This is a genomic window from Acetobacter estunensis (assembly GCF_011516945.1).
Lineage (GTDB): Bacteria > Pseudomonadota > Alphaproteobacteria > Acetobacterales > Acetobacteraceae > Acetobacter > Acetobacter estunensis.
Map to the genome: position 1 here is coordinate 19,245 of NZ_WOTH01000016.1, position 25,466 is coordinate 44,710.

Here is a 25,466-nt window from a genome sequence, read left to right on the forward strand (position 1 = left end):
CCAAGGGACCGCCGTTCGATTAATGGAAAATCGTGTTGAAGAAGAACGCCGGGCGGACGCGTCGTCGTCCGCCCGGACTGTCCGTGTCAGTGGGCTGGTGTGCCCTGCTCGCCGTCGAGCGTGTAGGCGATGATGTAGTCACCCGAGCGGGTGCCAAGTCCACCATGGCCACCTGCAGCAATCAGAACATACTGCTTGCCGCCGATGTCATAGGACATCGGGGTGGCCTGTCCGCCTGCGGGCAGACGGTCACGCCAGATGACATTGCCCGTCGCCACATCGAACGCGCGGAGATAGTCATCCGCCGTGGCCCCCATAAACACCACGCCGCCCTTCGTTACGATGTTGCCGCCGATGTTATACATGCCGGTCGGCAGCGGAAGGTTGTTGTGGGTCCGGAAAGGGCCGGTGTCCCGCGTCGTGCCGACAGGGTGCTGCCAGACGATCTTCTTGGTCACGAGATCGATGGCCGTGAGCGTTCCCCAGACCGGTCCTTTGCAGGGGATCTGTAGCGGGTTCAGCCACGGGTTGGTGTAGGCCACATACGGCGTGCCGTAGTCAGGCGAGATGGCAAGCGCGTTGCCTTTCGGCGTCGGCTCGTTGCCCTGACCCTGCCACATCGGCAGCGTGCCTTCCTCTTCCAGCCTGTTGCGGTGGTCGAGCTTGATACGGAACGGCAGGTAGCTCGCATTGGCGAACATCAGCTTGCGGGCTGGGTCGATGGTGATGCCCTGCCAGTCCACCACACCGTAGAACGCCGGATAGACGATGGTGGTCTTGCCGACATGCGGTGGTGTGAACTGTCCTTCATAAGCCGACTGACGATACTCGATGCGGCATAGCATCTGATCGAGCAGCGTGGCGCCCCACATATCGTTTTCTTTGAGGTTCTTGGGCGTCAGGCTCGGCATGGCGGCCGGATAGGGCTGCGTCGGGGAGACGCGGTCATCCGGAGCATGGCCTGCCGTCGGAACAGGGCGTTCCTCGACCGGATAGCCGGGGACGGGCTGGCCAGTACGACGATCCAGCACGAAGAACTCGCCACGCTTGGTGCTCTGCACGAGGGGCCGGGATGGTCTGGCCATCGGGACCGGGCAGATCGACCATGGAGGGGCCTGAGGGCAGATCCATGTCCCACAGATCATGATGGACCGTCTGGTAAAGCCAGCGGCGCTCACCGGTTACGATGTCGAGAGCCACTGTGGAACTGGAAGTGGCGTCATCGAACGGACGACGAGAGCCGCCCCAGTTGTCCGGCGGAGCGTTGCCGGTGCCAATATAGGCCAGTCCAAGATCGGGATCGGCGGTGTAGACACCCCATGCGTTGGGTGTGTCACGGGTGAGGGTGTCGCCCGGACCCGGGGTCCATGTCTCAGGATTGTGGCCTGCATCCCACGCCCAGGCGATTTTGCCCGTGGTGGCGTCAAAGGCACGCACGGCACCGGACGGTTCGAAGTTGGCCTGATTGTCGAAGATCCATCCACCCGTGATGAGGCGGTTTTTCATGACCAGCGGGGGTGATGTGATGAAGTGGAAGCCCAGCGGCACATTGCCCATGTAGTCTCGCATGGAAATGAAGCCGTGGTCACCGAAGTCGTCACAAGGTTGTCCCGTCTGAGCGTTGACAGCCACGATCCGGGCATCCGCCACCGGCGAATAGATACGCTCGCGGCAGGATGTCTGGATTTCGTCGGGAATGCGGTAGTAGGACACGCCGCGGCAGGCGAGATAGACGTTCGTATCCAGATCGGCCTTGGCCGGATGCGGATCGTATTTCCATTTGATCTTGCCGGTGGCAGCGTCCATGGCCATCACCCAGCTATGGGGCGTGCACATGTAAAGCGTGTCACCGACCTTGATCGGGGTAAGTTCGAGGTTGAACTCGTGCCCGGCATCCGGACCGGCGACGACAGCTTCGCCAGCCTTTTGTGTGTCGCCTGTCTCGGTGACCCATGCACGCTTCAGCTTGCCGATGTTTGCGGGGGTGATCTGGGCGAGCGGGGTGTAGCGTTCACCCTGTGCATTGCGACCGTAATAGCGCCAGTCACCTGCCGGTTGGTCATCGTGCAGATCGGGTGTTGCAGCCGCCATGCGATCAGCGGGCACGGTGCCTTCGATGGAGTGGGATGTGCAGGCACCGATCACCAACACGATGCCCGCGACGACAAGCGCCCCCAGCACTTCGCGCTTGTCGGACAGCCAGCTAGCTCCGGTGCGCCAGACGCCGGGGATCAATAGCCATGCGCCGATACCCACCAGTGTGAGGAGGCGGACTTCAAGCCCCCAGATATCGAAGCCGCTTTCGACCACCGACCAGATGGTGGCGACCAGCAGCAGACCAGCATAAAGGCGCATGGCCGTGCGCGGGGCGCGAAAGCCGCTTGCCACGACGGCCAGCAGGACAAGACCTGCCAGCACGTAGAACAATGAGCCGCCGAGGATGAGCAGATAGGCCCCTCCCAGGAAAAGATACAGGCCGATCAGGCCCAGCAGGACAGCGGTCAGCCATGACCACGCCCCGGTTTTGCTATGTTGCATCCTGTCTTTCTCTCGACACGTTTGCAGGTGCACTCTCGACTGGCAGGCAAAGCCCACGCGCACGGAATGCCCATGATGTGCATTCCTTTTCAGGACAGGGGTGGCTGAGCCAACACATGAATGAGAGAGTTCACGTTTCTGTGTATGGGAACGTCAGGACTGTCTCATGGCTGATACAGTCAATGGCTATGTTGTTGATAAGAGTGTTATTCCCCGTCCGAAGCTCCCTCGAACGGAGGGAGATTTTTTTGTCTTGCGAGAGGATTCTACGGTGGGAATGGAGCCGTTCTTAGAGAGTCGCTCACTTCGCTGAACATGGGGGGTGTTCGCGCATGATCGTGGGTGCTCGGCATGATATCGGCCATGAAGACGTCCTTGGACGGTCGTGTTGAGACACTTAGCGAAGGAGGACAGGACACGTTTCGGCGGATCTTTTTATGTCTTCTTCGCTTCTGACGACACAGCTTTCCTCTGGGGTCATCCGGCCTCGACTGAGCGTGCAATATGGCAACACCACGCTTCCGGTGCCGCAGCGTGTTGAGGTGCGTACGTCACGCATGGCGGAGGCGGCGACATTTTCCGCTGTGTTTGCGTCATCTCTTTCCGCTCCATTACAGTTGAATCCGGACAGCAGTTCATCATTCCAGATTTTCCGTGGATTTTCCGATGATGATCTCACGGGGAACTCTTCAAGTCAGACAAAGCTGTTTTCCGGATCTATCGATCATATCGAATATCATCCCTCATCAGGGACTGTGCAGGTTTCTGGGCGTGACTGGTCGGCCGCTCTGATGGCATTGGAACTTTCCGGACTTTCCTTCATGAATATGAGTGCTGCGGAAGCCATGACCCAGCTTGCCCAATCGGCGGGGCTGGACGCGGATATCGATGCGACCGACGGATTTGTCGGTCAGTTTTATCAGTATGAACACAAGGCCCACGGTCTGGCGGGTATGCATCGCTACCAGACGGCGTGGGATTTCTGTGTGGGGATGCAACGTCATTATGGTTATGACCTGTGGGTCGATGACCGCACCCTTCATTTTCGTAAACCTGATGAAAATACCGATATCATTACATTAAACTGGAGCGATGGGCAGGCATCTTCATCGGGTGTGGATGCGGCAGTGCTCGATATGCGGATGTCTCATCGACCTCTGTATACGGAAGGTGTGAGCGTGACGGTCTCGGCCTGGGATGCGCGCCAGAAGGTTGTTCACTCCGCAAGCTGGCCGGAAGGAGCGGCTTCCGGCCAGATGTTTACATTTACAGCCCCTGTTGGAACCACGCTCGACCAGTGTTTGGTGTTGGCGAAACAGCGCTATGGCGAACTGGCCGCGCATGGGCGCACCATTCGCATGGACGTTAATCCCGCTCTCGATCTGTCGGTGCGGCAGAAAGTGCGGATACAGGGAACCGCTACATCCTTCGATGCGCTGGTCTACACTATTGATGAAATTGTGCAGTCCTTTGCGGAGAAGCATGCGACACAATCCCTCATGCTGCGCCCACGTGACATCCAGTAACTTCAGAAAAGCCACAGGACAATGTCATTGCGCGGTTCTCTTGACATGCTCATGTACGCCCACACCAACCGGATTGCCCGAGCCCGATTTGGCGTAGTCAGTGCAGCGGATGCGGCTTCCGGTTTGGTAAAAGTGCGTTTGCAACCGGAAAATACCGAGACGGGCTGGATCTGTGACACCGCCTGTTCCGTGGGGAGCGTGACCCTTTACGCGCCATCGGCCATTGGCACGCATGTGCTCGTGGAAACGGCGCAAGGAGACGGTGATAATTACGTCGTGGTTGCCCGTGTTTTCGATGCGACCTCTCCTCCGCCTGAATTTGCGGCATTGGGCGATAAAAAACTGACAGCGGGACAGGTGGGAATACAATCGGGTTCGACTGAATTTGTCATGACAAATTCAGGAATTTCCATGATCGGAGATGTCTCCATTCAAGGAGATGTGACGGTTTCCGGCCGTGTCACGGCCAAGGATGAAGTGACAGCTGCGGGGATCGCTCTGACCTCGCATGTTCATGGGGGCGTGAAATCCGGTCCGGATACAACCAGTGGGCCTCAGTAAACACGCATATTAATTTGAGGATTTATTTTTATATATGTCAGATATTTCTCATATTGTAGGAGCCGACATTTCCGTATCGGACAGCGGTGATCTTCTGGTGGCGTCCAATGCCGATCTTGGAGACCAGCGTGTGCTGCGCAGATTGTGTACCAACGCTGGCGATTACCTCTTTTCGTTGGACTATGGCGCAGGATTGCCGGGGCGGGTGGGAGGAACGGATACGCAGGCGGACATTGAAGCAATCGTGCTTCAGCAAATGACGTTGGAGAGCAGCGTTTCACAGACGCAGACGCCCTCCGTGACACTCACCACTCCGGCTCTTGGAACCCGTCGAATCAGTATCAGTTACATCAGTACGGCCACGGGCGAGACATCATCGGTGGAATTGTGAGATGAATCTTTCACTACAGAATTTCTCCACACTGGTGGAAAATGCATCTGCGACAGCAAAAAGTGTCTGTTCGTCACTTCTTGATTTCTCGACCGGTTCCGTTCTGCGCTCATTGTATGAAGGCAATGCGACGGTAGCTTTATGGCTGCAATACCTGCTTCTGCAGGTGCTTTCCGTCACGCGGCTTTCGACGTCTTTTGGCGCGGATGTTGATTCATGGATCAGCCAGTTTGGTATTTCGCGTCTGGGCGCGACATATGCGACCACGACTGAGACGTTCATCAGTCTTTCGCCTGATTCCACGTCGGCTGTGGTTCCTGTGGGGGCGGTCGTCAAGACAGCGGATGGAACCGTTTCTTTCTCGGTAAAGGAAGATACGACCAACCAGTACTGGTCCACGACAGCGGGGGGATATGTACGTCCCCAAGGGACAACCTCGATTACCTGTCCCGTGGTTTGTACTGTCGCGGGGTCTGTCGGAAATGTGTCGGCGGGTTCGGTCAACCTTCTGGGAACCCAGATTGCTGGTATCGATACCTGTACAAATCTGGCTGCCGCCGCCAACGGCGCCGATCAGGAAAGCGATGCAGCGGTCAAAAGTCGTGTGGCGCTGTGGTTTGCTTCTCTCGCTTCTGCCACGTTGACGGCCATTGAGGCAGCGATTTCGGGTGTTGCGTCCAATCTCAGCTATCAGGTGGTGGAGAATCAGACGGTGGACGGCCTGTATCGTTCAGGTTTTTTCTATGCGGTTATTGACGATGGCTCCGGTAATACACCGCAAAGTCTTTTGGAATCGGTGGAAACGGCCATTGAGGCAACAAGAGCCTGTGGAGTTGAAACATCCACCATTCGCGCGACGGTTATCCCGGTGACGATCACACTTTCAGTAAGTCTGGCAACAGGGGTGGCTCTGGCAACCGTTCAGAACGCGATCGTCAATGAGATCACCAACTATGTTGACGCACTCGCTGTGGGAGAACTGTGTCAGTACACCCGCGTCTCCAGTATCGCCGTGCAGGCAGCGGGAAGTCTTGTCAGCAGTGTGGGTGTGCTGACCATTAATGGCCAGACGTCCGATGTCGGTGGGAGCACGGCCACAGTGGTGCGTGTTGAAGCTGTCAATGTGACCCAAGCTACAAGCTGAAAAGGCGTCAGAAAATGGCAACTGGAGATTTGAAAGATATTGCAGCGCGTATTCGCGCTGTGTTGCCTGCCTCATGGTTTCCATCTGTGGCAGAGAAAAATACGCCTGTTCTGGATGGTGTTCTGGCAGGTCTGGCGTGGCCATGGACTGCGATGTACGGACTGCTGACCTATATTCGTAACCAGAGCCGCCTTCAGACCGGCACCGGCAACTTTGTCGATATGGCCGCCACGGATTACTTCGGTGGTTCGTTGCCGCGAGTGAGTGGTGAAAGCGATGCTGATTATATTGCGCGCATTCAAAAAGAGTTCGTGGTTAAGCGAAACACACGGGCGGCGTTCGAGGAGCAGATCGATAGCCTGACCACCCAAGGGCGGATTTTTGAACCTTGGCGTGCGCCGGATTGTGCCTGCTATGGGCGGGACGCTTTCAATGCAGACACACGACGTTATGGTTCCCGCTCATCGCCCGGATGTGTTTTTGTGGAAGTTGATGATGCGAGTGCGGATAAAAGCGCCCTTGCAACGGCGCTTCTGAAGACAAAAAGCGAAGGGATCGATGTGTTTATTGCTATAAAATCCTGATAATATGTGATTTGTGATGTAAGTATTATGATTTTGAATGCGTATTTGCCCGTTTTGTCATTTCTGCCCAGAATTCGGTCACTGCTGTGGACAGTTCCCAGTCGGGATGTTCCGAACACTCTTTCTGCACGGATGTCGTGACCAGTCGGACATCTGTGATTTCGGGAGTTTTGTAAGCCTGATTGCCTTCGTTTTGCTCAATGGCATCGGACGCCGTTGTGAGGCCGGAGAAAAATCCCAGAACATTCTGACCCACGGGTTGGCTGGGATCAAAAGAAAGATGCTCTACTTCCGAGCATCTGGATGAAATGAAGCCCAGTCCCTGCGCGCTGGCATGAGCCTGTCCACTGAAGAAAGCAAGGGCTAGGAGGGGAAGCGCGGCGATGGTTTTCAACGCTGTAACTCCGGTCAGAACTCAATGAATGCAGCGTAGATTCCATTCGTTCCAAAAATCAACATTCATTTTGATCTCGAATTGTATTCGAACTTTTCGCTGGCGAAAAAGAGCCCTTCTTCGGACCTTGAACCTATGAGCGGTGCTTGTTTTCTGAACGAATCATTCTGTCAGATTATCGTCCGATATCAGGATGCGGGCGCGAGGTCAGTGGAGTTTGTCCAACTGTCCGGACAGTAGGCTATGTTCTCTTCCACCTGTTCCAATATAAAGGAATAGACGGAAGAGAAAAGCATGGTGTGATAATGAAAATATTTGTCAGTTACAGGTTCTGAGTGCCGATTTGACGCCGGTTGTGTCGTCTGGGGCCTGAGGCAAATCGGTTGGGCAACCTGCGTGTTGCATTCCGCAGGCGGTCAGGAAAAATACAAGACCAATGACCAGTAATTTGTTCATGTGAACTCTCCGTAAATGTTTGCGGAGGTTACGCTTTGCCCTGCGTGCTGGAAAGGGCGCTGCGATCTATTGAATGGAATAGGCCCGAACCGGGTCGACCTCGTTTTCGTTGGCTTGGATCAGTTGATCGGAAGAAGTGCGAGGAAGAGGGGATGATGTGGCGGAGTGTATAAGATATGCTTTTCGCCCGAACAGATTTCTACCTGCCAGATTCCTTCTGAAGAATCTGACTAAGTTTTATTTTGATGAGAATTCTTGCGAAACCGTGGTGGGTGCGACAGGGATTGAACCTGTGACCCCCGCCGTGTGAAGGCGATGCTCTACCGCTGAGCTACGCACCCGGTCTCAATGCGCTGCTCATACTGACATATTGGAGGGAGCGCAAGAGGACAGAATGATTTTCTTTTCCCTCGTATGATCTTATGGCGCTACATATTCGACATAGACTTGGCTTTCGGTGTTGAAGGGACGAGGATCCGTCATGTCTCCGCTGGGGATGATGGCATCGACCAGGCAATCGCCTTCATGCACCACCATCGGCAGTCGGCCGGGGACCGCCACCGCTGAGCCGACTGTGCTTTGATCCCCAATACCTCCCAGATCGACCGAACCTATTTTCACAGCGTCAGTCCAGAAGGCGGAACTCATGTTGGGATGGGACGCGGTGCCGCTCAAATCGTTCCACATGAATTTACCGGGAATATGATTGTGGAAGGCACGTTGGCAACTGTCCTTTGTATAGACAAGGATGTTGTGGGTTATGTTCCATTTCCCCGTAGTCGCCAATGGAAACGGCCGGTGAGGATCGCTGCTGGCGGTCGCGTTCCCAAATACGTGCAAAATGGTTGATCCGGGAGGGATCTGACCTCCCTGATGAATGGGTATGCCGACATAAGCGTTGAGAGATGGCGCATCACGGTTGTTGACGCTCACAAGAAACTCGGCGTCCAGCCCCGCGATCTGGCCTTTTTGTGCTGTGGTGCCCGTTGAAAGCAGGGAGCGCGTAAGAGAGCGCGCCTCTGATTCCGTGTCATAATCGACTGTTATATGAGCGCCCATCGTATATTCGCCATTGGCAAAATCGCTGCCGTCAAAATTCATGAAAAGGCAGCTTCCTTGTGCAGCATGGACCTGAAGCGGCACGGGAAACGTGTAATCGAAGCTGAAGGTCTTGGTGCCAAGATGTATCTGTTTGAGGATGGTGGCGCCCAGTCCGAAGCTGTCATAGCGATTGTAGATGTCACTGTAATCGTTCTGCTTTTCACCATCTACTGGGCAGTGCCCATTGCGTGCGATGGTCAGGCTGAACAGCGTTTCAGAGGAAATCGGCTCACCAGCCTTCTCGCCTTTCCGGGTGATGGTGAAGACTGTGCCATGAACGCGCTTGATCCGCGTGGCATCCGTCACGGGCAGGAGGGGGAAGGAATTCTTCACAAAGAAATCCGTCGACCGCTTGGTGAAACTGAGATCGCGACTCACCGTTTGTTCCGCATGAACCGGCGATGCCAATTGCGTCCCGCACAGCAGGAGTCCAAGTGCTGCAATCTTTTTTCCGTCATTCATGCTGGCGGCCTCCTTGCCCTATGAGACGTTGGAGGCTTCATGCAGCATTGCAAGGTCCTGGCTGTCAAAGATTTATCCGTCGCATACTGACAGGGATGTCGCGTTTGTGCGCGAACAAAATGTGACATTTTCTCTTGCCGAAACGGCTTCTTTAGTTAACATTCCAAAATGTTGCGAAACCGATAGAAAAGAGTCACATGACCCTCCCGAATTCGCGTAACTCCGCTGGCCGCCGCGTAACGCGCGCCGCCATGCTGTGCTCGCTGGCGAGCGGCCTTGCCCTGCTGGCTGGAGCCACTTCCGGCCGGGCGGAAGAGCCTGTCCTGCAGACGGAGCAGAGTGATACCGTCAAGCTGGCCCCTTGGTCAGCGCACACCATCCTCGTGGTGGACGCTGTCTATCAGCACAACAAGGACGGTCGTACCTATATAGTGGACGGCGACAAAGGGCGTCTGCTGGGCATGGTGCAGGCGGCCTATAACGCCAATGTCGTGATGACGGCCGATGACGCCAGCAAGTTTTATGTGGGTGAAACCACATGGGAACGCGGTAACCGCGGCGAGCGGAACGACCTGCTGGCCGAATACGATTCGTCCACACTCCGGATCATCGCCGACGAGAAACTGCCGTCGCGTGCGCTGGTCACGCCCAAGCGCAACGATCTCGCGATCAGCGCCGACGGTTCGTATGTTTATGTCTATCAGATGAGCCCCAGCAACGCGGTCGAGGTTGTGGACACCAAGACGCACAAAGTTGCCCAGACCGTGGATATTCCCGGCTGCGCGCTGGCCTATTCGTGGGGCAATAGCGGCTTCTCATCGCTCTGCGCCGACGGCACTCTGGCCAATGTGAGCTTGGGTGCAGATGGCAAGTCTTCCATGACCCATACGGCAGCGTTCTTCGAACCCGATCATGACGGGATCTTCGAACAGAGCCCGTCTGTGACCAAGGACGGGAAGGCATGGTTCATCAGCTACACCGGTAAGGTGTACGAGGCGAAGCTTGGTGCGGACTCCACTGTGGCCAAGCCATGGTCGTTGCAGGAAGGCGCAGGTCTGAAGGCTGCTCCGGACTCTTCCAAGCCTTTTGAAGTCACATGGCGTCCGGGCGGTTGGCAGATGGCCGCGTTGCACAAGAGCACGCACGAACTTTATGTGTTGATGCATAAAGGCACGTTCTGGACGCACAAGGACGGTGGCACGGAAGTGTGGGTGTATGACACCGAGACCCACAAGCGTCTGCGCCGGATGCCGCTGCCTGTGGCAAGCCCCATGGTGGGTGTGACACAGGACGACAAACCACTGATGTTCGCCACCGATGAAGATACGGGCGACTTTTTCATCCTCGATCCGAAGACCGGCAAGCAGCTTCGTAAGATGAAGGCGCTTGGTGGCTCCCTGATCTTCACTCTCGCACCCGGTGAAGGATGAGGCCGGAGGTCTTCGGTGTGATCACGGAAGGCGTGTCGGCTGTGTGCGCGGGGGGCATCGGAATGATGTTTCTCGTGGCGGGCATCGCCAAGTTGCGCGAGCATGATGTGTTTCTTGGCGTGCTTGCGTCCTATCGCCTGCTGCCCGGCTGGATGCTGGAAGGCGTAGCGTGGATGTTGGGTGTGCTGGAAGTAACCGCAGGGGCTTCGCTTCTATCGGGTTTGGGCGCGCCTCTCGGTGGTATGCTGGCCGCTCTGATGCTGATGGTTTTTGCTGTTGCCATGGGTGTCAATGTGGCGCGTGGACGCACGGACCTTTCGTGCGGCTGCACGCCGGGGATGAAAGGGGAGCGTCTTTCGTGGACGCTGACCTTGCGGACACTGGCGTGCGTCATGCCTGCGCTCGCGCCCTTCGCGATGAGGGGCGGAAGCGACTCATTGTTGCTGCAGGTGGAAGGCGTGGTGTCCGGCGTGGCCCTATGGCTGCTGTGGCAGTCATTGCGTGCTGTGGACAGTGAGGCTGTGAGCCTTGCCGAAAGCGGGCACGCATGATGTGGGTTCTTGTCCTCTGGCAGGTTGCGCTCACGGCGCTGCTGGCTGTGCTTACGGTTACGCTGTTTGCGTTGGCGCGGCAGATTGGCGTTCTGCATGAACGGATGGCGCCCATCGGTCCGCAAGAGGCACGGTCCGGGCTGGAGGTGGGGCAGGTGGTTCCACGTCTGGTGCTGCACACACTCGAGGGCGCTCCGGTTGTCATCGGAGATCCACTGGCGCCCGGTCATTTCCAGATGTTGCTGTTCGTCGCTCCGGAATGTCCTGTCTGCAAACGGGTTATTCCCGTTGTTCGGCAGATGGCTGCGGAACGGGGCTTCGAGCTTCTGTTTGTCGGAGATGGGCCAGAACCCGAACTCAAGACCATGGTGGCCAGTCGCGCCGAAATGCAGGGAGTTCCGCTTCTGACGGGCGTGGAACTCGGACTGGTTCTCCAGATCAACCGTCTGCCCGCTTTGGTGCTGCTCGATGAGCACGGCACCATCCGGGTGAAGGATATCGTCAATACGCGACGCCAGATCGAAGGGTTGCTGGAGGGCATTGCCGCTCCAGCCCCGCAGGCTCGCGCCCAGATAGGGGAGATTTCTCATGCTGCCGTCTGAGACTGCCACAAAGCAGGGCTCCCTGCTTGATCGTCTGACCGAAACCGTGCTGCGCCGCATTGCCGGTCACAGTTCGCGTCGTGACGTGATCACCAGGATCGGCGGAGCCGTGGCTGCCGCTCCGGCCTTTATGCTGCTGCCCGTCAGTCGGGCCGACGCGGCCAGCGCCAAGCCGAAAGCCATGACGCCGTTCGGTTCCAAGGCGCAGGCCAAGGATGAAAACGCCTGCGATTACTGGCGCTACTGCGCCATCGACGGAAACCTCTGCACGAGTTGCGGCGGTGGTGTGCACAGCTGTCCGCCGGGCACGGCTCCGTCGCCCACCTCGTGGATTGGCAGCTGCTACAATCCGCAGGATGGCAATTCCTACATGATTGCTTACCGCGATTGCTGCGGACAGGATTCCTGTAACGAAGTGACGTGCCTCAATACAGATGGGGACCAGCCGTCCTATCGTCCGATGGCGAATAACGACATCATCTGGTGTTTCGGTACCGGGACATCGGAGATGTACAACTGTTCGACCGCCGCCGTGATTGGCAAGGCGTCCTGAGACACGAATACGAAGAACGGATCATGAAGCTTACAAAAAAGACTTTCGCTTTTCCTCTCCTCGCGGTCTTGGCGGCTGGAGTTGCTCTTTCCGGCTCCGCTCATGCGGCGGCGGACGGGCAGCAGCTTTACAACGCCAATTGCAGTCTGTGTCATCAGGTCGGTGGAGCGGGCGTTCCGGGCATGTACCCCACTCTGAAGGGGCGTATCGGCACCATTGCCTCCTCTGCGGAAGGCAAGACCTATGTTATGCACGTTCTGCTCAACGGTCTGTCCGGCACCATCAAGGCTGGTGGCAACTCCTACACGGGTTACATGCCGTCCTTCGTGGCGCAGACGGATGAAAACGTCGCGGCCATCCTGACTTATGTGGCCTCGCTCGGGGATGCGAAGCCGGCCCCAACTTTCACAGCGGATGACGTGAAGGCGGCGCGGGCTGCCGGAACACTGGCGCCTGCCGCCATTCTGGATGAGCGAAAGAAGCTCGATGCTGTCCACCCTATTCCGTAAAGCTGTCGGAAAGCGGCTTTGCCATTGGTCCCTTCACGGGCTGATGGCTGTCGCCATGGGGAGTGGCCTCATCGTGGGGGCGGCTCATGCCGCCGATGCGGTTCCCGGTGCGACAACTCTCGATCATACGCAAGTGGAATATGTCTCCCACTGTGGCGGTTGTCACGGCATCGAGGGAATATCGGGCAACACATTCGTGCCGACCATGCGTAACGCTGTGGGAGCCTTCGCCTGCACGGATGAAGGACGCGCCTATCTCATCCGGGTGCCGGGTGTGTCGATGTCATTGATTCGTAACGATCAAACGCTTGCGGATGTGATGAACTTCGTGATGTTGCGTCTGGCGGGAAGCAGTCTTCCTTCGGACTTTCATCCCTACACGGCCTCGGAGATTCACGACCTGCGGCAGCATCCTCTGTCGGTGCCGGGTTTCATGCAGCAGCGGAGCGAAGTGCTGGGCCGTGCCCTTGCGGCCTGCTCCAGTAAGAAAAGCGGAAAGGAGGGATAGGAGGGGCAGAAGTGTCTCTCCACAATAAGGGCCGCTTCTCGAATGCAAGGCGAATGCCCTGTTCCGACAATATGTTCCGGTATCATATCGAAAATCAGGGAGTTCCTGCCGTATGAAGTTTCGCTATCGGCTGTCCATGGGGGCCTGTTTTGCCCTTCAGCTTGCCTCCGTGCCTGCCTTTGCTCAGGAGCGTCTTACGCCCGAAGAAGCTGGTCGGCCTCTGGTGAGCGAAGAAACAGCGGCAGAAAAGCAGGACGCGGCGAAAGCGGAAATCAATCTCAAGCCACCTGAAAGCCACAACTGGTTTGATGATCTTGAAGGTCATATCGTTGTGGAAGCGGGCGTGAACGGCAATCCATGGACGCATACCGGGCGCAACTGGGCGCAGTCCTATATTGATCGCGCGAACACCGCCACACTCAATCAGATCACCGGTACGCTCTCCCATCCGGTATCGGATCTAGGCGGTGGGTATGGTCTGGGGTTCGTGTTCGAAGTCCTTTACGGCTCGGATGCGCGCATGAACCCGACGATCGGCATGGGCGACGGCAATCTGACCGGCATGTACCAGTGGGCGCCCACGCAGGCGCATATCGACGCGCATCTTCCCTGGTTTACGAAGGACGGCGTCGATCTCCAGATCGGTCAGATGTACGGTATGCAGGGCTTCGAGGGCACGGACGCGCTGGAGCGGCCTTTCTACAGCTACAATTATTCATCCGATTTCATTGTGCCGTTCGAAGTGGTGGGCGTGACCGCAACGGTTCACCTCGCCGAACATTTCGACTGGATTCTGGGTGTCAACGCTGGCAACTCGACCACCTTCGGCGGCGCGAAGAACAATAGCCGCCCCAAGGGGTATTTCGGATTTGCCTTCAACGGTCTGATGGATGGCAAGCTCGATATCACCGCGACAGCCTATGTCGGCCCGCAGCAGAGTGTTTATGCCATCGGCCGCGAGGCTAATCATGCAATGGAATACATTGGAGATTTGCTCGCCACCTACAAAATCGATGACAAGACCAGCGTGACTCTCAACGGCACATATTTCCATGACGATTATCTGCAGGATGACGTCTACGGCGTGACCGTCTATTACGCCCACGATTTTTACCCGTGGTTGACCTTTAACGCTCGTGGTGAAGTCTTCCGCGACAACAACGGTGGTGTGGTCGGCAACAATATCGGCACCATGTCCTACGTCAATGAACTGCGCGGCCGGAATTACGCGTATGACTATGCTCCCGGCACGACCTATGGCGAACTGACGGTGGGTGTTTCCTATCGGCCCCAGTTCATCAATGACAATCTTGCCAAAGGAAGCCTGACCATCCGTCCCGAACTCCGTCTGGACAAGTCGCTCAATGGCACGCGCCCGTTTAACCGCACGTCGGCCACGGATACGCCGGGTGTGGGATATGCTGACAAGGGCATGAACAACATGTTCTGGTTCAGTTGTGACGCTATCTGGGCGTTTTAAGAGGTTCGGATGATGCCGCTGATGAATATTCTGATCGCGGGGAATGTGCTGCTGACGGTCGTGCTCGTGGCGGCGCTCTATGTCACATGGCGGGTCATGGCCCGCGTGCGGCAGCTTTTTCGAGAGGTGGCGCCGGTGGGCGCCCTGACCAATTCACGTGGACCGCAACCGGGCGAAGCTGCTCCCTCGCAACCGTTTCATCTTCTCAACGGTGGCACCATTTCCCTTGCGACCGGCAATGGGCCGCGGCTGCTTCTATTCGTGTCGGCTACTTGTCCGGTCTCGCGCAAAGTAATCCCCATCGCGCAGGATTTCGCACGGCGTGAGCAGGTGGACCTTCTGTTCGCGGGAGATGACGCGCAGGCAGTGCAGGAGCGTTTTGTTGCGGCATCCGGCATGCCAGCGGATCATTTCGTCAATGACCCCGCGCTTGGTCGCGCACTGGAAGTGGACAAGTTGCCAGCCGCGTTTCTGCTTGCTCCAGATGGCGTCCTTCTCGCGCGTGGATTGGTGAACAGCCGCGAGCATCTGGAAAGCCTGCTCAACGCTTGGGAAAGCGGTTTTGCCACCGTGCAGGATTACATTTCCCACACCCGCAGGCAGAAAACCGCTCTGGTGTGAGTGCTCAGTGTCCTGCCTGCGGGTGTCAGGCAGGACACTGAGCTTATTTGGCGTCCATCGCCTTGTTCAGCGCCGCTTCCGAAGGCGTGGCCTCAGTGAAATGAGTCATGACGAAGCTGGTGATGTCCGTCAGATCTTTTCGGCTGTAACCACCTCCCGCAAAGCCCGGCATGGCGTGTGTGCTGCCATCTCTCGTCGTGAGGGACGATCCGTCCATGATGATGCGGATCAGGTTGTGACCATCGTTGGCGCTGAGAGAACGTGCTCCTGCGATATTGGCGTAAGGCGTTTGGCGTCCTGAGCCATCCGCCAGGTGACAGCCCGCGCAGGCAGAGACGAACAGGCGACCACCGCGTGTATTCTGCGGCACTGTCCCGTTGTTGGAGACAATTACGCGGGAGGGAGCAGGGGCATCGTCCGACGCAACGGGTTTGAGATCACGCAAATACGTCACCATCGCGCGAATGTCGCCTGGAGTAAGGTGGCGCAGGCTATAAGTAATGACCTCGGCCATATCGGCAGATGCCGTGCCATGACCGTCCGCGTGACCGGTGGCCAGATATTGGGCCAGTGCCTCATCCGTCCATCCGCCAATGCCGCTCGTGCGATCGGGTGTGATGTTATAGGCGCGCAATCCGTTGATCGTGTTGCCGGCAAAAGCCCGGCTCGTGGACAGACCGGAGGTCAGGGTGCGGGGTGAATGGCAGTCCGCGCAGTGTCCGGGTCCTTCCACGAGGGTGCGACCTCGGTTCCATTCCGCTGACTTGCTCGGATCGTCTGGATAGGAAGATCGCGGTCCGTTGAGCAGGTTCCACCCGATCATGATTGCGCGGATGGAAAACGGAAAGCGCAGCCTGTTGGCGGGTGGCGTGTTGGCTGATTTGGGGACAGTCGCCAGCCATGCTCGAAGATCTTTCACTTCGGCCGGACTCATTCGCGCGTAGGCTGGATAAGGCATGGCGGGATAAAGATGCTTCCAGCCGGGGGAGATGCCTTCGCGAACGGAGCGGGTGAATTCCTCATCGGTCCATTTGCCGATGCCGTGCTTCGGATCGGGCGTGATATTGGAAGAATAGAGCACGCCCATGCCCGGCACATTGAAGGCGCGGCCACCCGCAAACGGAACGCCGCCCGGCGCGGTGTGACAGGCTTCGCAGTCTGAGGCGCGGGCAAGGTATTCGCCACGGGCGAGAACTGCACTGTCTGCGCGCGCGGTGTTTAGGGAGGAAAGGAGCGCCAGCGTGGCGAGGCCCGAGCCGGTCAGCAGGGCGCGCGCGTGAGAAAAGCGGCTCATTTCGCGGCCTCCTTCTCCAGATTGCGGGGAGAAAGCAGGGGAAGGGTGCGGTAGCGATGACCCTGTGCCGCCGCCATGGCGTTGGCGAGTGCCGGTGCGGCTGCGGCTGTGCCGACTTCCCCGATACCGCCGGGGTCTTCTGAACTCTCCATCAAATGCACATCGATCCGGCGCGGAGCCTCGTTCATGCGCATGACGCGCCACGTATTGAAGTTTTTCTGCTCCACCCATCCGTCTTTGAGTGTGATCTCACTGTAGAGCGCGGCGCTGAAACCGAAGATCAGGCCGCCTTCGATCTGTGAAATCACCTGATCCGGATTGACGACCTGTCCGCAATCGACCGCGGCTGTGACGCGATGAATGATGACGACGTTGTTCTCGGGCATTTCGATCTCGGCGACGGTTGCCATGTAGGAGCCGAAAGCGAACTGGAGCGCTACACCACGCGCTCGCCCTTGAGGCAGGGGCGTGTTCCAGCCTGCCTCTTTCGCGACACGGTCCAGTACGGCCAGTGCGCGCGGGTTGTCCTTCACCATCTCGCGGCGATAAGCTACGGGATCGACACCCGCGCGTCCTGCCAGTTCGTCGATGAAGCCTTCCACAACGAACAGCCCGCGCGTGCCGCCCACGCCGCGCCACCATGCGGTGATGACGCCCGGAGCCTCCCGACGGGCAAATTCGAGACGATACGCCGGGTAATTGTAAGGAGTGATGAGCGTGCCGACCGAAAGATCCTCATCGTAACCTTCCTTGGTCAGTTCTGGCGGATCCCAGCGCGCCACTACGGCGGGGCCGACCACGCGATGCGTCATGGCCGTGACGTGGCCTTTCTCGTCCAGCCCCGCCGTTACTTCGTCCACATAAGCCGGGCGGTAGCGATCGCGGGTGATGTCTTCCTCGCGGCTCCAGACGATCTTGAGTGGATAGGGCACCTGTTTTGCGAACTGAACGCATTGCGTGATGTATTCGTGTTCCAGCCGTCGCCCGAACCCGCCCCCGATATACTGGCTGTGAACCGCGATCTTTTCCTTGGGCAGCCCTGTGATTTCCGCAGCAGTGTCGCGTGCGCGATCCGCAACCTGTGTGCCGGTCCATACGTCGCAGCCATCGGGTCGTACGTGAGCGGTGCAGTTGATCGGCTCCATTGTGGAGTGAGCGAGAAGCGGTTGTTGATAAACCGCGCTGTAATGAGCGTGAGATTTTGCGATGATGGCTGGCGCATCGCCCTTGGAGGTGGGGACAATGGCTGGCCCTTTGAGGCCGTCGTGCAACTGGTCATAGACAGTCTGGGTCGTGACCTTGGCGTTCTCGCCTTCGTTCCATTCCGGGTGAAGGGCCATCAGTCCCTTATGGGCTGCCCAGTAATGATCTCCCACGACACATACGGCGTCTTTCGCATCCGTGACCAGAACGGCCACGACACCTGGCACGGCCATGGCCGCATCGCGGTTGAAGTCTTTCAGAGTGCCGCCGATGACAGGGGACGCCGCGACCGTGCCGATTTTCTGGCCGGGGATCTGCACATCGATGCCGAAGACCGCGCGTCCCTCCACCTTCACGACGCTGTCGAGCCGATGCTGGGGCTTGCCGATCAGGCGATACTGGGCCGCGCTCTTGAGTTGCGGCTCCTTGGGAAGCGGCAATTTGGCGGCGTCCGAGGCCACGGCGCCGAACGTCAGTCGCAGCCCGGAAAGATGTCGAATGGTGCCGGATTCGACCGTGCAGCTTTCCGGTTTCGCGTTCCAGCGTTTCGCGGCGGCCTGCACCAGCACGGTTCGGGCGGCAGCTCCGGCTTCGCGCAGCGGTTTCCATTCCGTCATGATGGACATGGAGCCGCCGGTAATCTCTGCTCCTCCGCCGGGAGGGGCGGCTTCCATCTCGATCTGGTTGAGATCGACACCCAGTTCCTCGGCGATCAGCATGACCGAGGAGGTGTAGATGCCTTGTCCCATCTCGATATTGGGCAAAATAAGCGTGATACGGTTGTCAGGGGTGATGCGGATATAGGCGTTTGGTGCGAAGGGGGCTGTGCTGTCTTCCACGAGCATCCCGGCATCGGCACGGAGGCCTTTGACTGGCCAGAGCGTGGCCAACAGAAGACCGCCACCGCCAAGGAGAAGACCGCGTCGTCCTGTGTGTGGCCCACGGTTGGGTGCGTTTTGCGTCATGCCACATCTCCCGCCGCCTGATGGATGGCCTTGCGGATGCGCATATAGGTGCCGCAGCGGCACATGTTGCCGGACATGGCGCTGTCGATCTGCTCGTCACTCGGGTTGGGCGTGGAGCGGATAAGCCCGACTGCCGCCATGATCTGTCCGGGTTGGCAGTAGCCGCATTGCACGACATCGAGATCGATCCACGCTTTCTTCACGGCGTGGACGACGGGATCGGCCTCATCCAGAGCCTCGATGGTGGTGACGGCACGGTTGCCGATTTCCCCCACGGGCAGCACGCAGGCTCGTACGGGACGGTTGTCCAAATGCACGGTACAGACGCCGCACTGCGCGATGCCGCAGCCGAACTTGGTGCCGTTCAGGCCAAGCACATCCCGCAGGACCCACAGCAAGGGGGTGTCCGGCTCGACATCCACCGTGTGCGTCTGTCCATTCACGCGAAGTGTCAGCATGAAGGCTCCCTCGAATTTCTCGTTTCGTAATGAAATCATTACATGCGGGAAACGCGGGAGGAAGGAAGAAGATGCGTTTTTTCAGAAAAAACAAAGCATCTTCTGTATATGAAGAAATATAGATGCGATGCTTTTGAGGCTGACGAAAGAAAATCCGTATCAGAACACCGTCATCACATGTGTGACGACGGTGAGCCTGATGTCAGATCTGCACGATGGAGGAGAAGTCGAAAAACTTGCCCTGCGGGTTCTCACCCAGTCGCAGCGTTGTCACGCTGGTCATGACGTGCGGCGGCACCGGCAGGTTATAAGGGGCGGGCACACCTTTTCGCACCCGTCCGGCCAGATCGAATTTCGAGCCATGGCAGGGGCAGTTATAGCGGCCGCCATTCGGGCCTCCCGTTGCGGCTTCATAGGCTGGTACGCAACCCAGATGCGTACAGACCCCGACATAGACCCCATATTCGGGCACCAGAGACCGGTGCCAGTTGCGGGCATAATCGGGCTGCTGGACGATGCTGGAATCCGGATCGCGCAGATCGGCAATCAGCTTCGTGTCCTGTAACGCTTTCAGGTCTTCAGGAGTGCGGCGCAGGATGAACACGGGCTTACCCTGCCACACGGCGGTCATCTGCTGGCCGGGGGCAAGTTTGGAGATGTCCACATCGACCGGCAGATGGGCGGACACGCTGTCTTGCGGCTCCAGACTTTGCACGAAGGGCACGGCGCAGGCGCAGGCACCCGCCGCCACGCCTGTCGTGGTGACAAGACCGAGGAAATCGCGGCGGCCGGGTTCAGGGGTGTCGGTGGTGTCTTGGCTCATGATTCGCCCGTTCTCACTGTGCCTTCGCGCGTTTCCAGGTCTTCAGCTTCCAGGCAATCGCGAGGCCGAGAAGGAAGAGAAGATAGAGCACCGTCGAGACGCCGATCCGGTGCCGCTCGTTGCGATGTGGGTCCGACGCCCAGACGAGGAAGGTCGTCACGTCGCGGGCCTGCTGTTCCACGGTCGCCGGTGTGCCGTCGGGATACTGAATCATCCCGTTCATCAGCGGCGGCGGCATGCCGATCAGATGCCCGTCCACCCAGTCGTTGTAGAGCTTGCCCGGCACCATGGGCGCGCCAGCCGGAGGCGGCATCTTGTAGCCGGTCAGGAATGCATAGAGCCAGTCCGCACCATGGGGCTGGATGGCCGCCAGCCGTGACTGGTCAGGCGGTGCAACCCCTCCCATCACGGCTGCCGCTGCGGCATCGCTGGGGAAGGGCGAGCGGAAATGATCGTCCGGCAGACCGGGACGCATGGTTGGCTGGCCTGTCACGTCCGGCGGCCCGGCAATCATCTTGGAATGCGCCAGATCGGTGATGGCCTGCTGGGTCATCCCGATGCCGCGCAGGTCGTTGTAGGTCAGGCTTTTCATGCCGTGGCAGGTCGAGCAAATGCGGTCATAAACCATGAAGCCGCGCTGTAGGCTGCCCTGATCGAACCGGCCCAGAGGTCCATCGAAACTCCACGTTTGCTGTGGCGGCACAAGAGATTCAGGAATGGCGGCCTGCGCCGAAACGCTTGCCGCAGCCAGTCCGGCGACGACCAGCAGGGTGCTGTGGGGGCGCGCCATCATGCGTCTCCTTGTGTCGCGGCCGCGATGGAGGAGGGCAGCGGGCGTGTCTTTTCGATACGTGACGCGAGTGGCAGCAGCACGAGGAAATAGGCAAAATAGTAAAGCCCAGCCAGCCGTCCGACGAGCATCCAGCCGCCTTCGGCATGGTGCTTGCCTGCCGCAGCCAGCAGTACGAAGGCCGCCACCAGACCGAACAGACCCACGCGGCAGATGGGCCGGAAACGCGCCGAGCGTACGGGCGAACGGTCCAGCCAGGGAAGCGCGAACAGCACGAGCAGAGACGCAGCCGAGACTACGAGGCCGCCGAACTTGGACGGCACGGATTGCAGCAACCCGTAATAGGGAAGGAAGTACCACTCAGGCTCAATGTCGGCGGGTGTGTGCATCGGGTCGGCCGGGGCGTAATTCGCCGCTTCCGTCAGAATGCCCGGCCAGAAGAACATCAACGCCGAGAACACCAGTGCAAAAACCAGCAGGCCAACCAGATCCTTGGTTGTGTAATAGGGGTGGAAGGTCAGTGTGTCCTTTTTCGTTTTCGGCTCGATTCCCAGCGGATTGTTGGAGCCGCTGAAATGCACGGCGGCGACATGCAGTCCCACCACGGCCACCACGAGAAAAGCCAGAAGGAAGTGCAGGACGAAGAAGCGGTGCAGGAAGACATCGCCCAGATGATCACTGCCGGTCAGGACGTGCTCCAACGTGGCACCGATCAGCGGCACGGCGCCGACGGCCTTGGTGATTACGTCCGCGCCCCAATAGGACATCTGGCCCCATGGCAGCATATAGCCTGCGAAAGCCGTCGCCATGACCATGACCAGCAGGATGAGGCCGGTTAGCCACAGAATCTCCCGCGGCGCTTTGTAGGAGCCGTAATACAGGCCACGGAACAGGTGGATGTAGAGGGCCGCGAGGAAGAGATTCGCGCCGGTCATGTGCATGGCCCGCAGGAGCCAGCCACCCGAAAGCTGCCGGTCGATGGCCTCGACAGAGGCGAACGCGCCGGCGCTGGTGGGGGTGTAGTTCATGGCCAGAAACGTGCCGGTTGCCAGCATGAGCAGCAGCACGACGGTCAGAATCGCGCCGAAGTTCCACAGCCAGTTCAGATTCCGGGGCATGCGGAAATCGATGTATTCTGCGCGGAAAGCGGAGACGACCGGCAGCCTGCGGTCGATCCATCCTGTCAGACCGGATCCGGTCGATGCGGGCGTTGAACATTCGCCCGTGTTGTCGGGCGTTTTCATGCGGGAAATCCAGGTTGCACGTGTCGTTCCGGTTCAAATCGATGACCGGCGCAACCTATCATGTTGTTTCGGACATGACACGTATCTGTGTGCTTTCATGTCCGTGGTCGCACGAAGAGTTCAGTCCTCGCGGCAGGGATGGCTTCCCAGACGGTCCACGATGGCAAGTTGCACGGTCTGGCGTGTTTCATCCACGCTGATGAACACATGCATCCGGGCGCGACGCTCGATTTCCACCGCCTCGGGGCAGGCGTTCGATCCGCAACAGCCGGTTTCACGCATGAGATCGCGCACGGTCAGGCGGGATTGCACGGCTTGGCGCGCCACCCGGAAAGCAAGGCTATTGATGATCGCTTCTCCTTCCAGTCGGCCATGGGCGCTGCGATGTTGCAGAAGCTCGGCGCTGGCTTCGCGGTAAAGCGCGAAGATGTGACGTTCACAGCAGGCGTGGAAATGCCGTTGGTGCCATGATCGGGCACGTTCATGTTCGGCTTGGGCGAGTGAGGCATCGCGCGCGGCTTCGCGGTCTCCGGCATTACGGGCGCGCAGTGTCCGGGCCGCCAGCCAAGCTTCGGCAAAATCCGGCCAGGACGCTTCTTCCCATGTCGGGGCGCAGCCCCTCAGGGCGTGGGCGAGACGGAAGCGTCTTTGGCCATCCACGCCGTAGAGGATTTCGGCCATTCGGGGTTCGGGATCGTGTCCGAGGATCAGGATGGTGCGGGCGTCACCTCCATGCAGATGGCGTTGGAGCGTGAACAGGTCATAGAAGGTGTCGTCTTCTATGGAGCGTTCGGTGTGCGCGCGCACATGCGCGAGAAAGCGCGGAGCCTGTATTTCCAGGGTGCTGCGTGGACAGAAATCGAAGTTCCACCACCGTGACATTTTCACGAGATGAAAGGCGAGGGCATCGCGCAGATGGAACAGGGCTTCAGGGCGCTCGCCATGTTCGCACAGGAACTGCACGTCGCGGAAGCGTGTGACGAGGCGGTTGATCTGTCCGATGAAGGGGCGGGAGAGATCGAGATAGGAAAGAAGCTGCTCCGGACGGGAGCGCTCCAGATGCCATTCGGTGGTGAATTCCGTTGTCGTGTTCATGACGGGTGAACTCCTGACGCGGCGGGATAGGTTCACCATATTGCAAATGATAATCGTTATCAATTATCATCCGCGTAATTGCTGTCATGCGGGCAAAAGAAAAGCCCGTCGGGCACGAGGCCGGACGGGCTTTGGAACAGAGCGGGAAAGAAAGGCGCTGTTTTAGCTGTGCCGGGCATGCTTCCGGAAATGCGCATGACGGCGGGAAATGACAGCGCGAGGAGCGGGGGCGCGATACCCTTCTTCGAGTGTGCCGACCGCCTCGGAAGCTTCGGCCACCTGCTGAAGACCGGGGTCCATTTCGAACCGCTCTGCGGAGGCGGTCATAACCGGAGATGCGCCTTCGCTACGCGGATAAATGAAGCCGAATGTCGGGTAGATCGATCCGAACGTGCCGTTACGTCCGTTCAGTTCCACCCGAACGGCGGACCAGTCGTTTTCGGGGGAGACATCCACCACGCGTACATTGCGACTGATGCCGTTCTGGGCCCAGTGCGACTGATCGATGAGGATCACACGGTCGTTGACGCGCCCCGTGACGACTGCGACATGTCCGAGCGGCATGCGACGAATGGGCCGGAAATTGAGCACGCTTCCGACTTCCGGTGCGGCGCCACGGGCGTAGCGCCCGGCGGCATTGTGCCACCAGTCACGAGCGTTGCCGTGCAGATCGACAGCGGACTCGGCCTGCGCAAACGCCACGCACTGAATCACATGACCGGAGGAATGAATGCGGCCCCAGTGGCGGTGCGCACTGCGGGACGACGCGACATTGAAAGAAACGGAATGCAGATGACCATGCGCGACTTTGTGCGCGTGACGAACGCGGGCTTCGCCGGGCGTGGAATGAAGGAAGTTCGCGGCAGTCATGGTGACGGTCGCCATCATGAGGTGACGGACGCGCAACTTCCTCTTGTCGTTCATCTTTCTGTAGTCCTGCCTTTTTCTTGCGGTTCTTGGGTAGCAAGCCCCATTCGGGGCTGACAAGGGCGTGAGGGAGACTGATTGTGCCCAAGGACGATATTGATACAGGCGCCTGTCTGAGTGAGTGTGAAATAGGAATATAATCCTATAACAATGAAGGCATCTAAACATTCCGCAATGTCATGGGGGACATGAACGCAGGGTATTTCTCTTCACGCACACGCTACTCCGTCAAGATATGCGTGTACCGATTCGGTATTCAGACGGTTCGCTGCATGCGGTCGAGGAACCACTGTGAAAACGTGGCAAGACCACTTTCCAGATCGGTGGATGGCTGCCAGCCGGTGAGATCACGAATGCGGTCGATGGACGCCCACGTATATTCCACGTCGGCTGAAGGACGAGGCGTCAGACGGATATTCGCCTTGCGGCCCAACTGACGTTCCAGAATGCTGACCAGCCGCGTGACAGGTTCAGGAGCGTTATTGCCAATGTTGAGGAGCTGCGCCCCATCTTTGGGAGGATGGTCCATGACCTGCACCACGGCCTCCACCACATCGTCCACATGCGTGAAGTCGCGCGCGAGATCGGTACCTTCATAGAGCGTCACCGGTTCTCCGGCGAAAATGGCGCGCGCGAACTTGTAATAGGCCATGTCGGGACGCCCCCATGGTCCATAGACCGTGAAGAAACGCAGCCCCGTAACCGGCAATCCGTGCAGGTGATGATGACATTCGGCCATCAGTTCACCCGTTCTCTTGGTGACGGCATAGAACGAGCCCGGGCGGTCCACCCGATCGGTTTCACGGAACGGGAGCGCCGCATTGCGTCCATACACAGAGGACGATGAGGCATAGACCAGATGGCGCAGGGCGGGCAGATGTCGCGTCAGTTCAAGCACCGCGAGCTGCCCCTGAATGTTGGCGTCGATGAAGGCCGCCGGCACTTTCATGGAATGGCGCACGCCGGCCTGTGCCGCGAAGTGCAGTACGTTGGTGATGCTGCGTCGCTCATGTGCCGGGATGCAGGCCATCAGATCGTCCTGCGCAAGATCGATGCGCAGGAAGGAGAAGTTGGCGCTTTCCTGAAGAATGGCCAGCCGGTCCGTTTTCAGCGTCGGGTCGTAATAGGTGTTGAGATTATCGAGCCCGATCACGCGCTGGCCATTCGCCAGCAGGCGGCGGCACACGCTGAAGCCGATGAATCCGGCCGCACCCGTAACAAGAATGGTCACGCGCCGGCTCCATCCTTGCGATGTG

24 protein-coding genes, 1 tRNA gene and 1 pseudogene are annotated in these 25,466 nt (G+C 58.5%); 13 read left to right on the forward strand and 13 right to left on the reverse strand.

Translation table 11 applies throughout. The annotated features are described in order from the left end of the window. Positions 1-86: 86 nt before the first annotated feature. A pseudogene (locus GOB87_RS09105) lies at positions 87-2,538 on the reverse strand (membrane-bound PQQ-dependent dehydrogenase, glucose/quinate/shikimate family). Between the two features lie 437 nt (positions 2,539-2,975). On the opposite strand from GOB87_RS09105, the gene GOB87_RS09110 reads away from it, so the two are divergent. The 5 genes from GOB87_RS09110 to GOB87_RS09130 are packed head-to-tail and all read left to right on the forward strand — an operon-like array spanning position 2,976 to position 6,744. Continuing rightward, positions 2,976-4,064 (forward strand): phage late control D family protein, encoded by a 1,089-nt coding sequence (locus tag GOB87_RS09110; protein WP_166315533.1) that lies wholly within the window; start codon positions 2,976-2,978, stop codon positions 4,062-4,064. Positions 4,065-4,091: 27 nt separating this feature from the next. Beyond that, positions 4,092-4,625 (forward strand): phage baseplate assembly protein V, encoded by a 534-nt coding sequence (locus GOB87_RS09115; RefSeq protein WP_166315536.1) that lies wholly within the window; start codon positions 4,092-4,094, stop codon positions 4,623-4,625. A gap of 34 nt (positions 4,626-4,659) precedes the next feature. Continuing rightward, complete coding sequence (locus GOB87_RS09120) at positions 4,660-5,016, forward strand: phage tail protein (RefSeq protein ID WP_166315539.1); 357 nt, start codon at positions 4,660-4,662, stop codon at positions 5,014-5,016. Position 5,017: 1 nt separating this feature from the next. Continuing rightward, positions 5,018-6,160: a baseplate J/gp47 family protein gene (locus GOB87_RS09125; RefSeq protein WP_166315542.1), complete on the forward strand. Its 1,143-nt coding sequence runs from the start codon at positions 5,018-5,020 to the stop codon at positions 6,158-6,160. 14 nt (positions 6,161-6,174) lie between these two features. Next, positions 6,175-6,744, forward strand: coding sequence for a hypothetical protein (locus GOB87_RS09130; RefSeq protein ID WP_166315545.1), 570 nt, complete (start codon positions 6,175-6,177; stop codon positions 6,742-6,744). 25 nt (positions 6,745-6,769) lie between these two features. Here the strand turns inward: GOB87_RS09130 and GOB87_RS09135 are convergent, their stop codons facing one another. The 3 genes from GOB87_RS09135 to GOB87_RS09145 form a co-directional block, all read right to left on the reverse strand. After that, entirely contained in the window at positions 6,770-7,138 is a 369-nt protein-coding gene (locus GOB87_RS09135; protein WP_166315548.1) for a hypothetical protein, read from the reverse strand. Between the two features lie 722 nt (positions 7,139-7,860). Further along, positions 7,861-7,935 (reverse strand) — tRNA-Val (locus tag GOB87_RS09140). Between the two features lie 79 nt (positions 7,936-8,014). Next, positions 8,015-9,157, reverse strand: a complete 1,143-nt coding sequence (locus GOB87_RS09145) for a hypothetical protein (protein ID WP_166315551.1) — start codon at positions 9,155-9,157, stop codon at positions 8,015-8,017. Positions 9,158-9,408: 251 nt separating this feature from the next. Between GOB87_RS09145 and GOB87_RS09150 the strand changes: the two genes are divergently transcribed. From GOB87_RS09150 to GOB87_RS09185, 8 genes are all read left to right on the forward strand, one after another. Next, on the forward strand, positions 9,409-10,587 hold the full coding sequence (locus GOB87_RS09150; RefSeq protein ID WP_194303293.1) for an amine dehydrogenase large subunit: 1,179 nt from the start codon (positions 9,409-9,411) through the stop codon (positions 10,585-10,587). 17 nt (positions 10,588-10,604) lie between these two features. Then, on the forward strand, positions 10,605-11,138 hold the full coding sequence (locus GOB87_RS09155) for a MauE/DoxX family redox-associated membrane protein (RefSeq protein ID WP_264805095.1): 534 nt from the start codon (positions 10,605-10,607) through the stop codon (positions 11,136-11,138). Further along, entirely contained in the window at positions 11,135-11,740 is a 606-nt protein-coding gene (gene traF / locus GOB87_RS09160) for a conjugal transfer protein TraF (RefSeq protein ID WP_166315557.1), read from the forward strand. The genes GOB87_RS09155 and traF overlap by 4 nt, the downstream gene beginning before the upstream one ends. Next, entirely contained in the window at positions 11,727-12,293 is a 567-nt protein-coding gene (gene mauA, locus GOB87_RS09165; RefSeq protein ID WP_166315560.1) for a methylamine dehydrogenase (amicyanin) small subunit, read from the forward strand. Before traF ends, mauA begins: the two co-directional genes overlap by 14 nt. A 23-nt stretch (positions 12,294-12,316) precedes the next feature. Then, the gene (locus GOB87_RS09170; RefSeq protein WP_166315563.1) at positions 12,317-12,802 is read left to right on the forward strand and encodes a c-type cytochrome; all 486 of its coding nucleotides are present in this window, start codon (positions 12,317-12,319) and stop codon (positions 12,800-12,802) included. Between the two features lie 43 nt (positions 12,803-12,845). Further along, positions 12,846-13,310, forward strand: a complete 465-nt coding sequence (locus GOB87_RS16805; protein WP_306415888.1) for a c-type cytochrome — start codon at positions 12,846-12,848, stop codon at positions 13,308-13,310. Positions 13,311-13,422: 112 nt separating this feature from the next. Next, positions 13,423-14,790 carry an outer membrane beta-barrel protein gene (locus GOB87_RS09180; protein ID WP_166315566.1) on the forward strand — a complete coding sequence of 456 codons (1,368 nt, stop codon included), beginning with the start codon at positions 13,423-13,425 and terminating at the stop codon, positions 14,788-14,790. Positions 14,791-14,811: 21 nt separating this feature from the next. Then, a complete protein-coding gene (locus GOB87_RS09185) occupies positions 14,812-15,411 on the forward strand; it encodes a thioredoxin domain-containing protein (RefSeq protein WP_166315569.1) in 600 nt (199 codons plus the stop codon). A gap of 43 nt (positions 15,412-15,454) precedes the next feature. Here the strand turns inward: GOB87_RS09185 and GOB87_RS09190 are convergent, their stop codons facing one another. From GOB87_RS09190 to GOB87_RS09230, 9 genes are all read right to left on the reverse strand, one after another. Beyond that, positions 15,455-16,705 (reverse strand): cytochrome c, encoded by a 1,251-nt coding sequence (locus tag GOB87_RS09190; protein ID WP_166315572.1) that lies wholly within the window; start codon positions 16,703-16,705, stop codon positions 15,455-15,457. Then, a complete protein-coding gene (locus GOB87_RS09195) occupies positions 16,702-18,873 on the reverse strand; it encodes a xanthine dehydrogenase family protein molybdopterin-binding subunit (protein ID WP_166315575.1) in 2,172 nt (723 codons plus the stop codon). Before GOB87_RS09195 ends, GOB87_RS09190 begins: the two co-directional genes overlap by 4 nt. Continuing rightward, positions 18,870-19,331 carry a (2Fe-2S)-binding protein gene (locus GOB87_RS09200; protein WP_166315578.1) on the reverse strand — a complete coding sequence of 154 codons (462 nt, stop codon included), beginning with the start codon at positions 19,329-19,331 and terminating at the stop codon, positions 18,870-18,872. The genes GOB87_RS09195 and GOB87_RS09200 overlap by 4 nt, the downstream gene beginning before the upstream one ends. Before the next feature lie 202 nt (positions 19,332-19,533). Beyond that, a complete protein-coding gene (petA, locus tag GOB87_RS09205; RefSeq protein ID WP_166315581.1) occupies positions 19,534-20,154 on the reverse strand; it encodes a ubiquinol-cytochrome c reductase iron-sulfur subunit in 621 nt (206 codons plus the stop codon). A gap of 13 nt (positions 20,155-20,167) precedes the next feature. Further along, entirely contained in the window at positions 20,168-20,944 is a 777-nt protein-coding gene (locus GOB87_RS09210; RefSeq protein WP_166315584.1) for a cytochrome c1, read from the reverse strand. Next, positions 20,944-22,188, reverse strand: a complete 1,245-nt coding sequence (locus tag GOB87_RS09215) for a cytochrome b (protein ID WP_166315587.1) — start codon at positions 22,186-22,188, stop codon at positions 20,944-20,946. Before GOB87_RS09215 ends, GOB87_RS09210 begins: the two co-directional genes overlap by 1 nt. A gap of 120 nt (positions 22,189-22,308) precedes the next feature. After that, positions 22,309-23,283, reverse strand: coding sequence for a hypothetical protein (locus GOB87_RS09220; RefSeq protein WP_166315590.1), 975 nt, complete (start codon positions 23,281-23,283; stop codon positions 22,309-22,311). 162 nt (positions 23,284-23,445) lie between these two features. Next, positions 23,446-24,207: a CHAP domain-containing protein gene (locus GOB87_RS09225; RefSeq protein ID WP_373320647.1), complete on the reverse strand. Its 762-nt coding sequence runs from the start codon at positions 24,205-24,207 to the stop codon at positions 23,446-23,448. A 259-nt stretch (positions 24,208-24,466) separates the two neighbouring features. Beyond that, the gene (locus GOB87_RS09230; protein ID WP_166315593.1) at positions 24,467-25,441 is read right to left on the reverse strand and encodes an NAD-dependent epimerase/dehydratase family protein; all 975 of its coding nucleotides are present in this window, start codon (positions 25,439-25,441) and stop codon (positions 24,467-24,469) included. Positions 25,442-25,466 lie beyond the last annotated feature (25 nt).

Coding starts and splice junctions, on each gene's coding strand:
- mauA (WP_166315560.1), top strand. CDS start 11,727: ATGCTGCCGTCTGAGACTGCCACAAAGCAGGGCTCCCTGCTTGATCGT.
- GOB87_RS09130 (WP_166315545.1), top strand. CDS start 6,175: ATGGCAACTGGAGATTTGAAAGATATTGCAGCGCGTATTCGCGCTGTG.
- GOB87_RS09210 (WP_166315584.1), bottom strand. CDS start 20,944: ATGGCGCGCCCCCACAGCACCCTGCTGGTCGTCGCCGGACTGGCTGCG.
- GOB87_RS16805 (WP_306415888.1), top strand. CDS start 12,846: ATGGCTGTCGCCATGGGGAGTGGCCTCATCGTGGGGGCGGCTCATGCC.
- petA (WP_166315581.1), bottom strand. CDS start 20,154: ATGAGCCAAGACACCACCGACACCCCTGAACCCGGCCGCCGCGATTTC.
- GOB87_RS09195 (WP_166315575.1), bottom strand. CDS start 18,873: ATGACGCAAAACGCACCCAACCGTGGGCCACACACAGGACGACGCGGT.
- GOB87_RS09190 (WP_166315572.1), bottom strand. CDS start 16,705: ATGAGCCGCTTTTCTCACGCGCGCGCCCTGCTGACCGGCTCGGGCCTC.
- GOB87_RS09110 (WP_166315533.1), top strand. CDS start 2,976: ATGTCTTCTTCGCTTCTGACGACACAGCTTTCCTCTGGGGTCATCCGG.
- GOB87_RS09145 (WP_166315551.1), bottom strand. CDS start 9,157: ATGAATGACGGAAAAAAGATTGCAGCACTTGGACTCCTGCTGTGCGGG.
- GOB87_RS09220 (WP_166315590.1), bottom strand. CDS start 23,283: ATGAACACGACAACGGAATTCACCACCGAATGGCATCTGGAGCGCTCC.
- traF (WP_166315557.1), top strand. CDS start 11,135: ATGATGTGGGTTCTTGTCCTCTGGCAGGTTGCGCTCACGGCGCTGCTG.
- GOB87_RS09185 (WP_166315569.1), top strand. CDS start 14,812: ATGAATATTCTGATCGCGGGGAATGTGCTGCTGACGGTCGTGCTCGTG.
- GOB87_RS09170 (WP_166315563.1), top strand. CDS start 12,317: ATGAAGCTTACAAAAAAGACTTTCGCTTTTCCTCTCCTCGCGGTCTTG.
- GOB87_RS09120 (WP_166315539.1), top strand. CDS start 4,660: ATGTCAGATATTTCTCATATTGTAGGAGCCGACATTTCCGTATCGGAC.
- GOB87_RS09215 (WP_166315587.1), bottom strand. CDS start 22,188: ATGAAAACGCCCGACAACACGGGCGAATGTTCAACGCCCGCATCGACC.
- GOB87_RS09125 (WP_166315542.1), top strand. CDS start 5,018: ATGAATCTTTCACTACAGAATTTCTCCACACTGGTGGAAAATGCATCT.
- GOB87_RS09150 (WP_194303293.1), top strand. CDS start 9,409: ATGCTGTGCTCGCTGGCGAGCGGCCTTGCCCTGCTGGCTGGAGCCACT.
- GOB87_RS09225 (WP_373320647.1), bottom strand. CDS start 24,207: ATGAACGACAAGAGGAAGTTGCGCGTCCGTCACCTCATGATGGCGACC.
- GOB87_RS09180 (WP_166315566.1), top strand. CDS start 13,423: ATGAAGTTTCGCTATCGGCTGTCCATGGGGGCCTGTTTTGCCCTTCAG.
- GOB87_RS09200 (WP_166315578.1), bottom strand. CDS start 19,331: ATGCTGACACTTCGCGTGAATGGACAGACGCACACGGTGGATGTCGAG.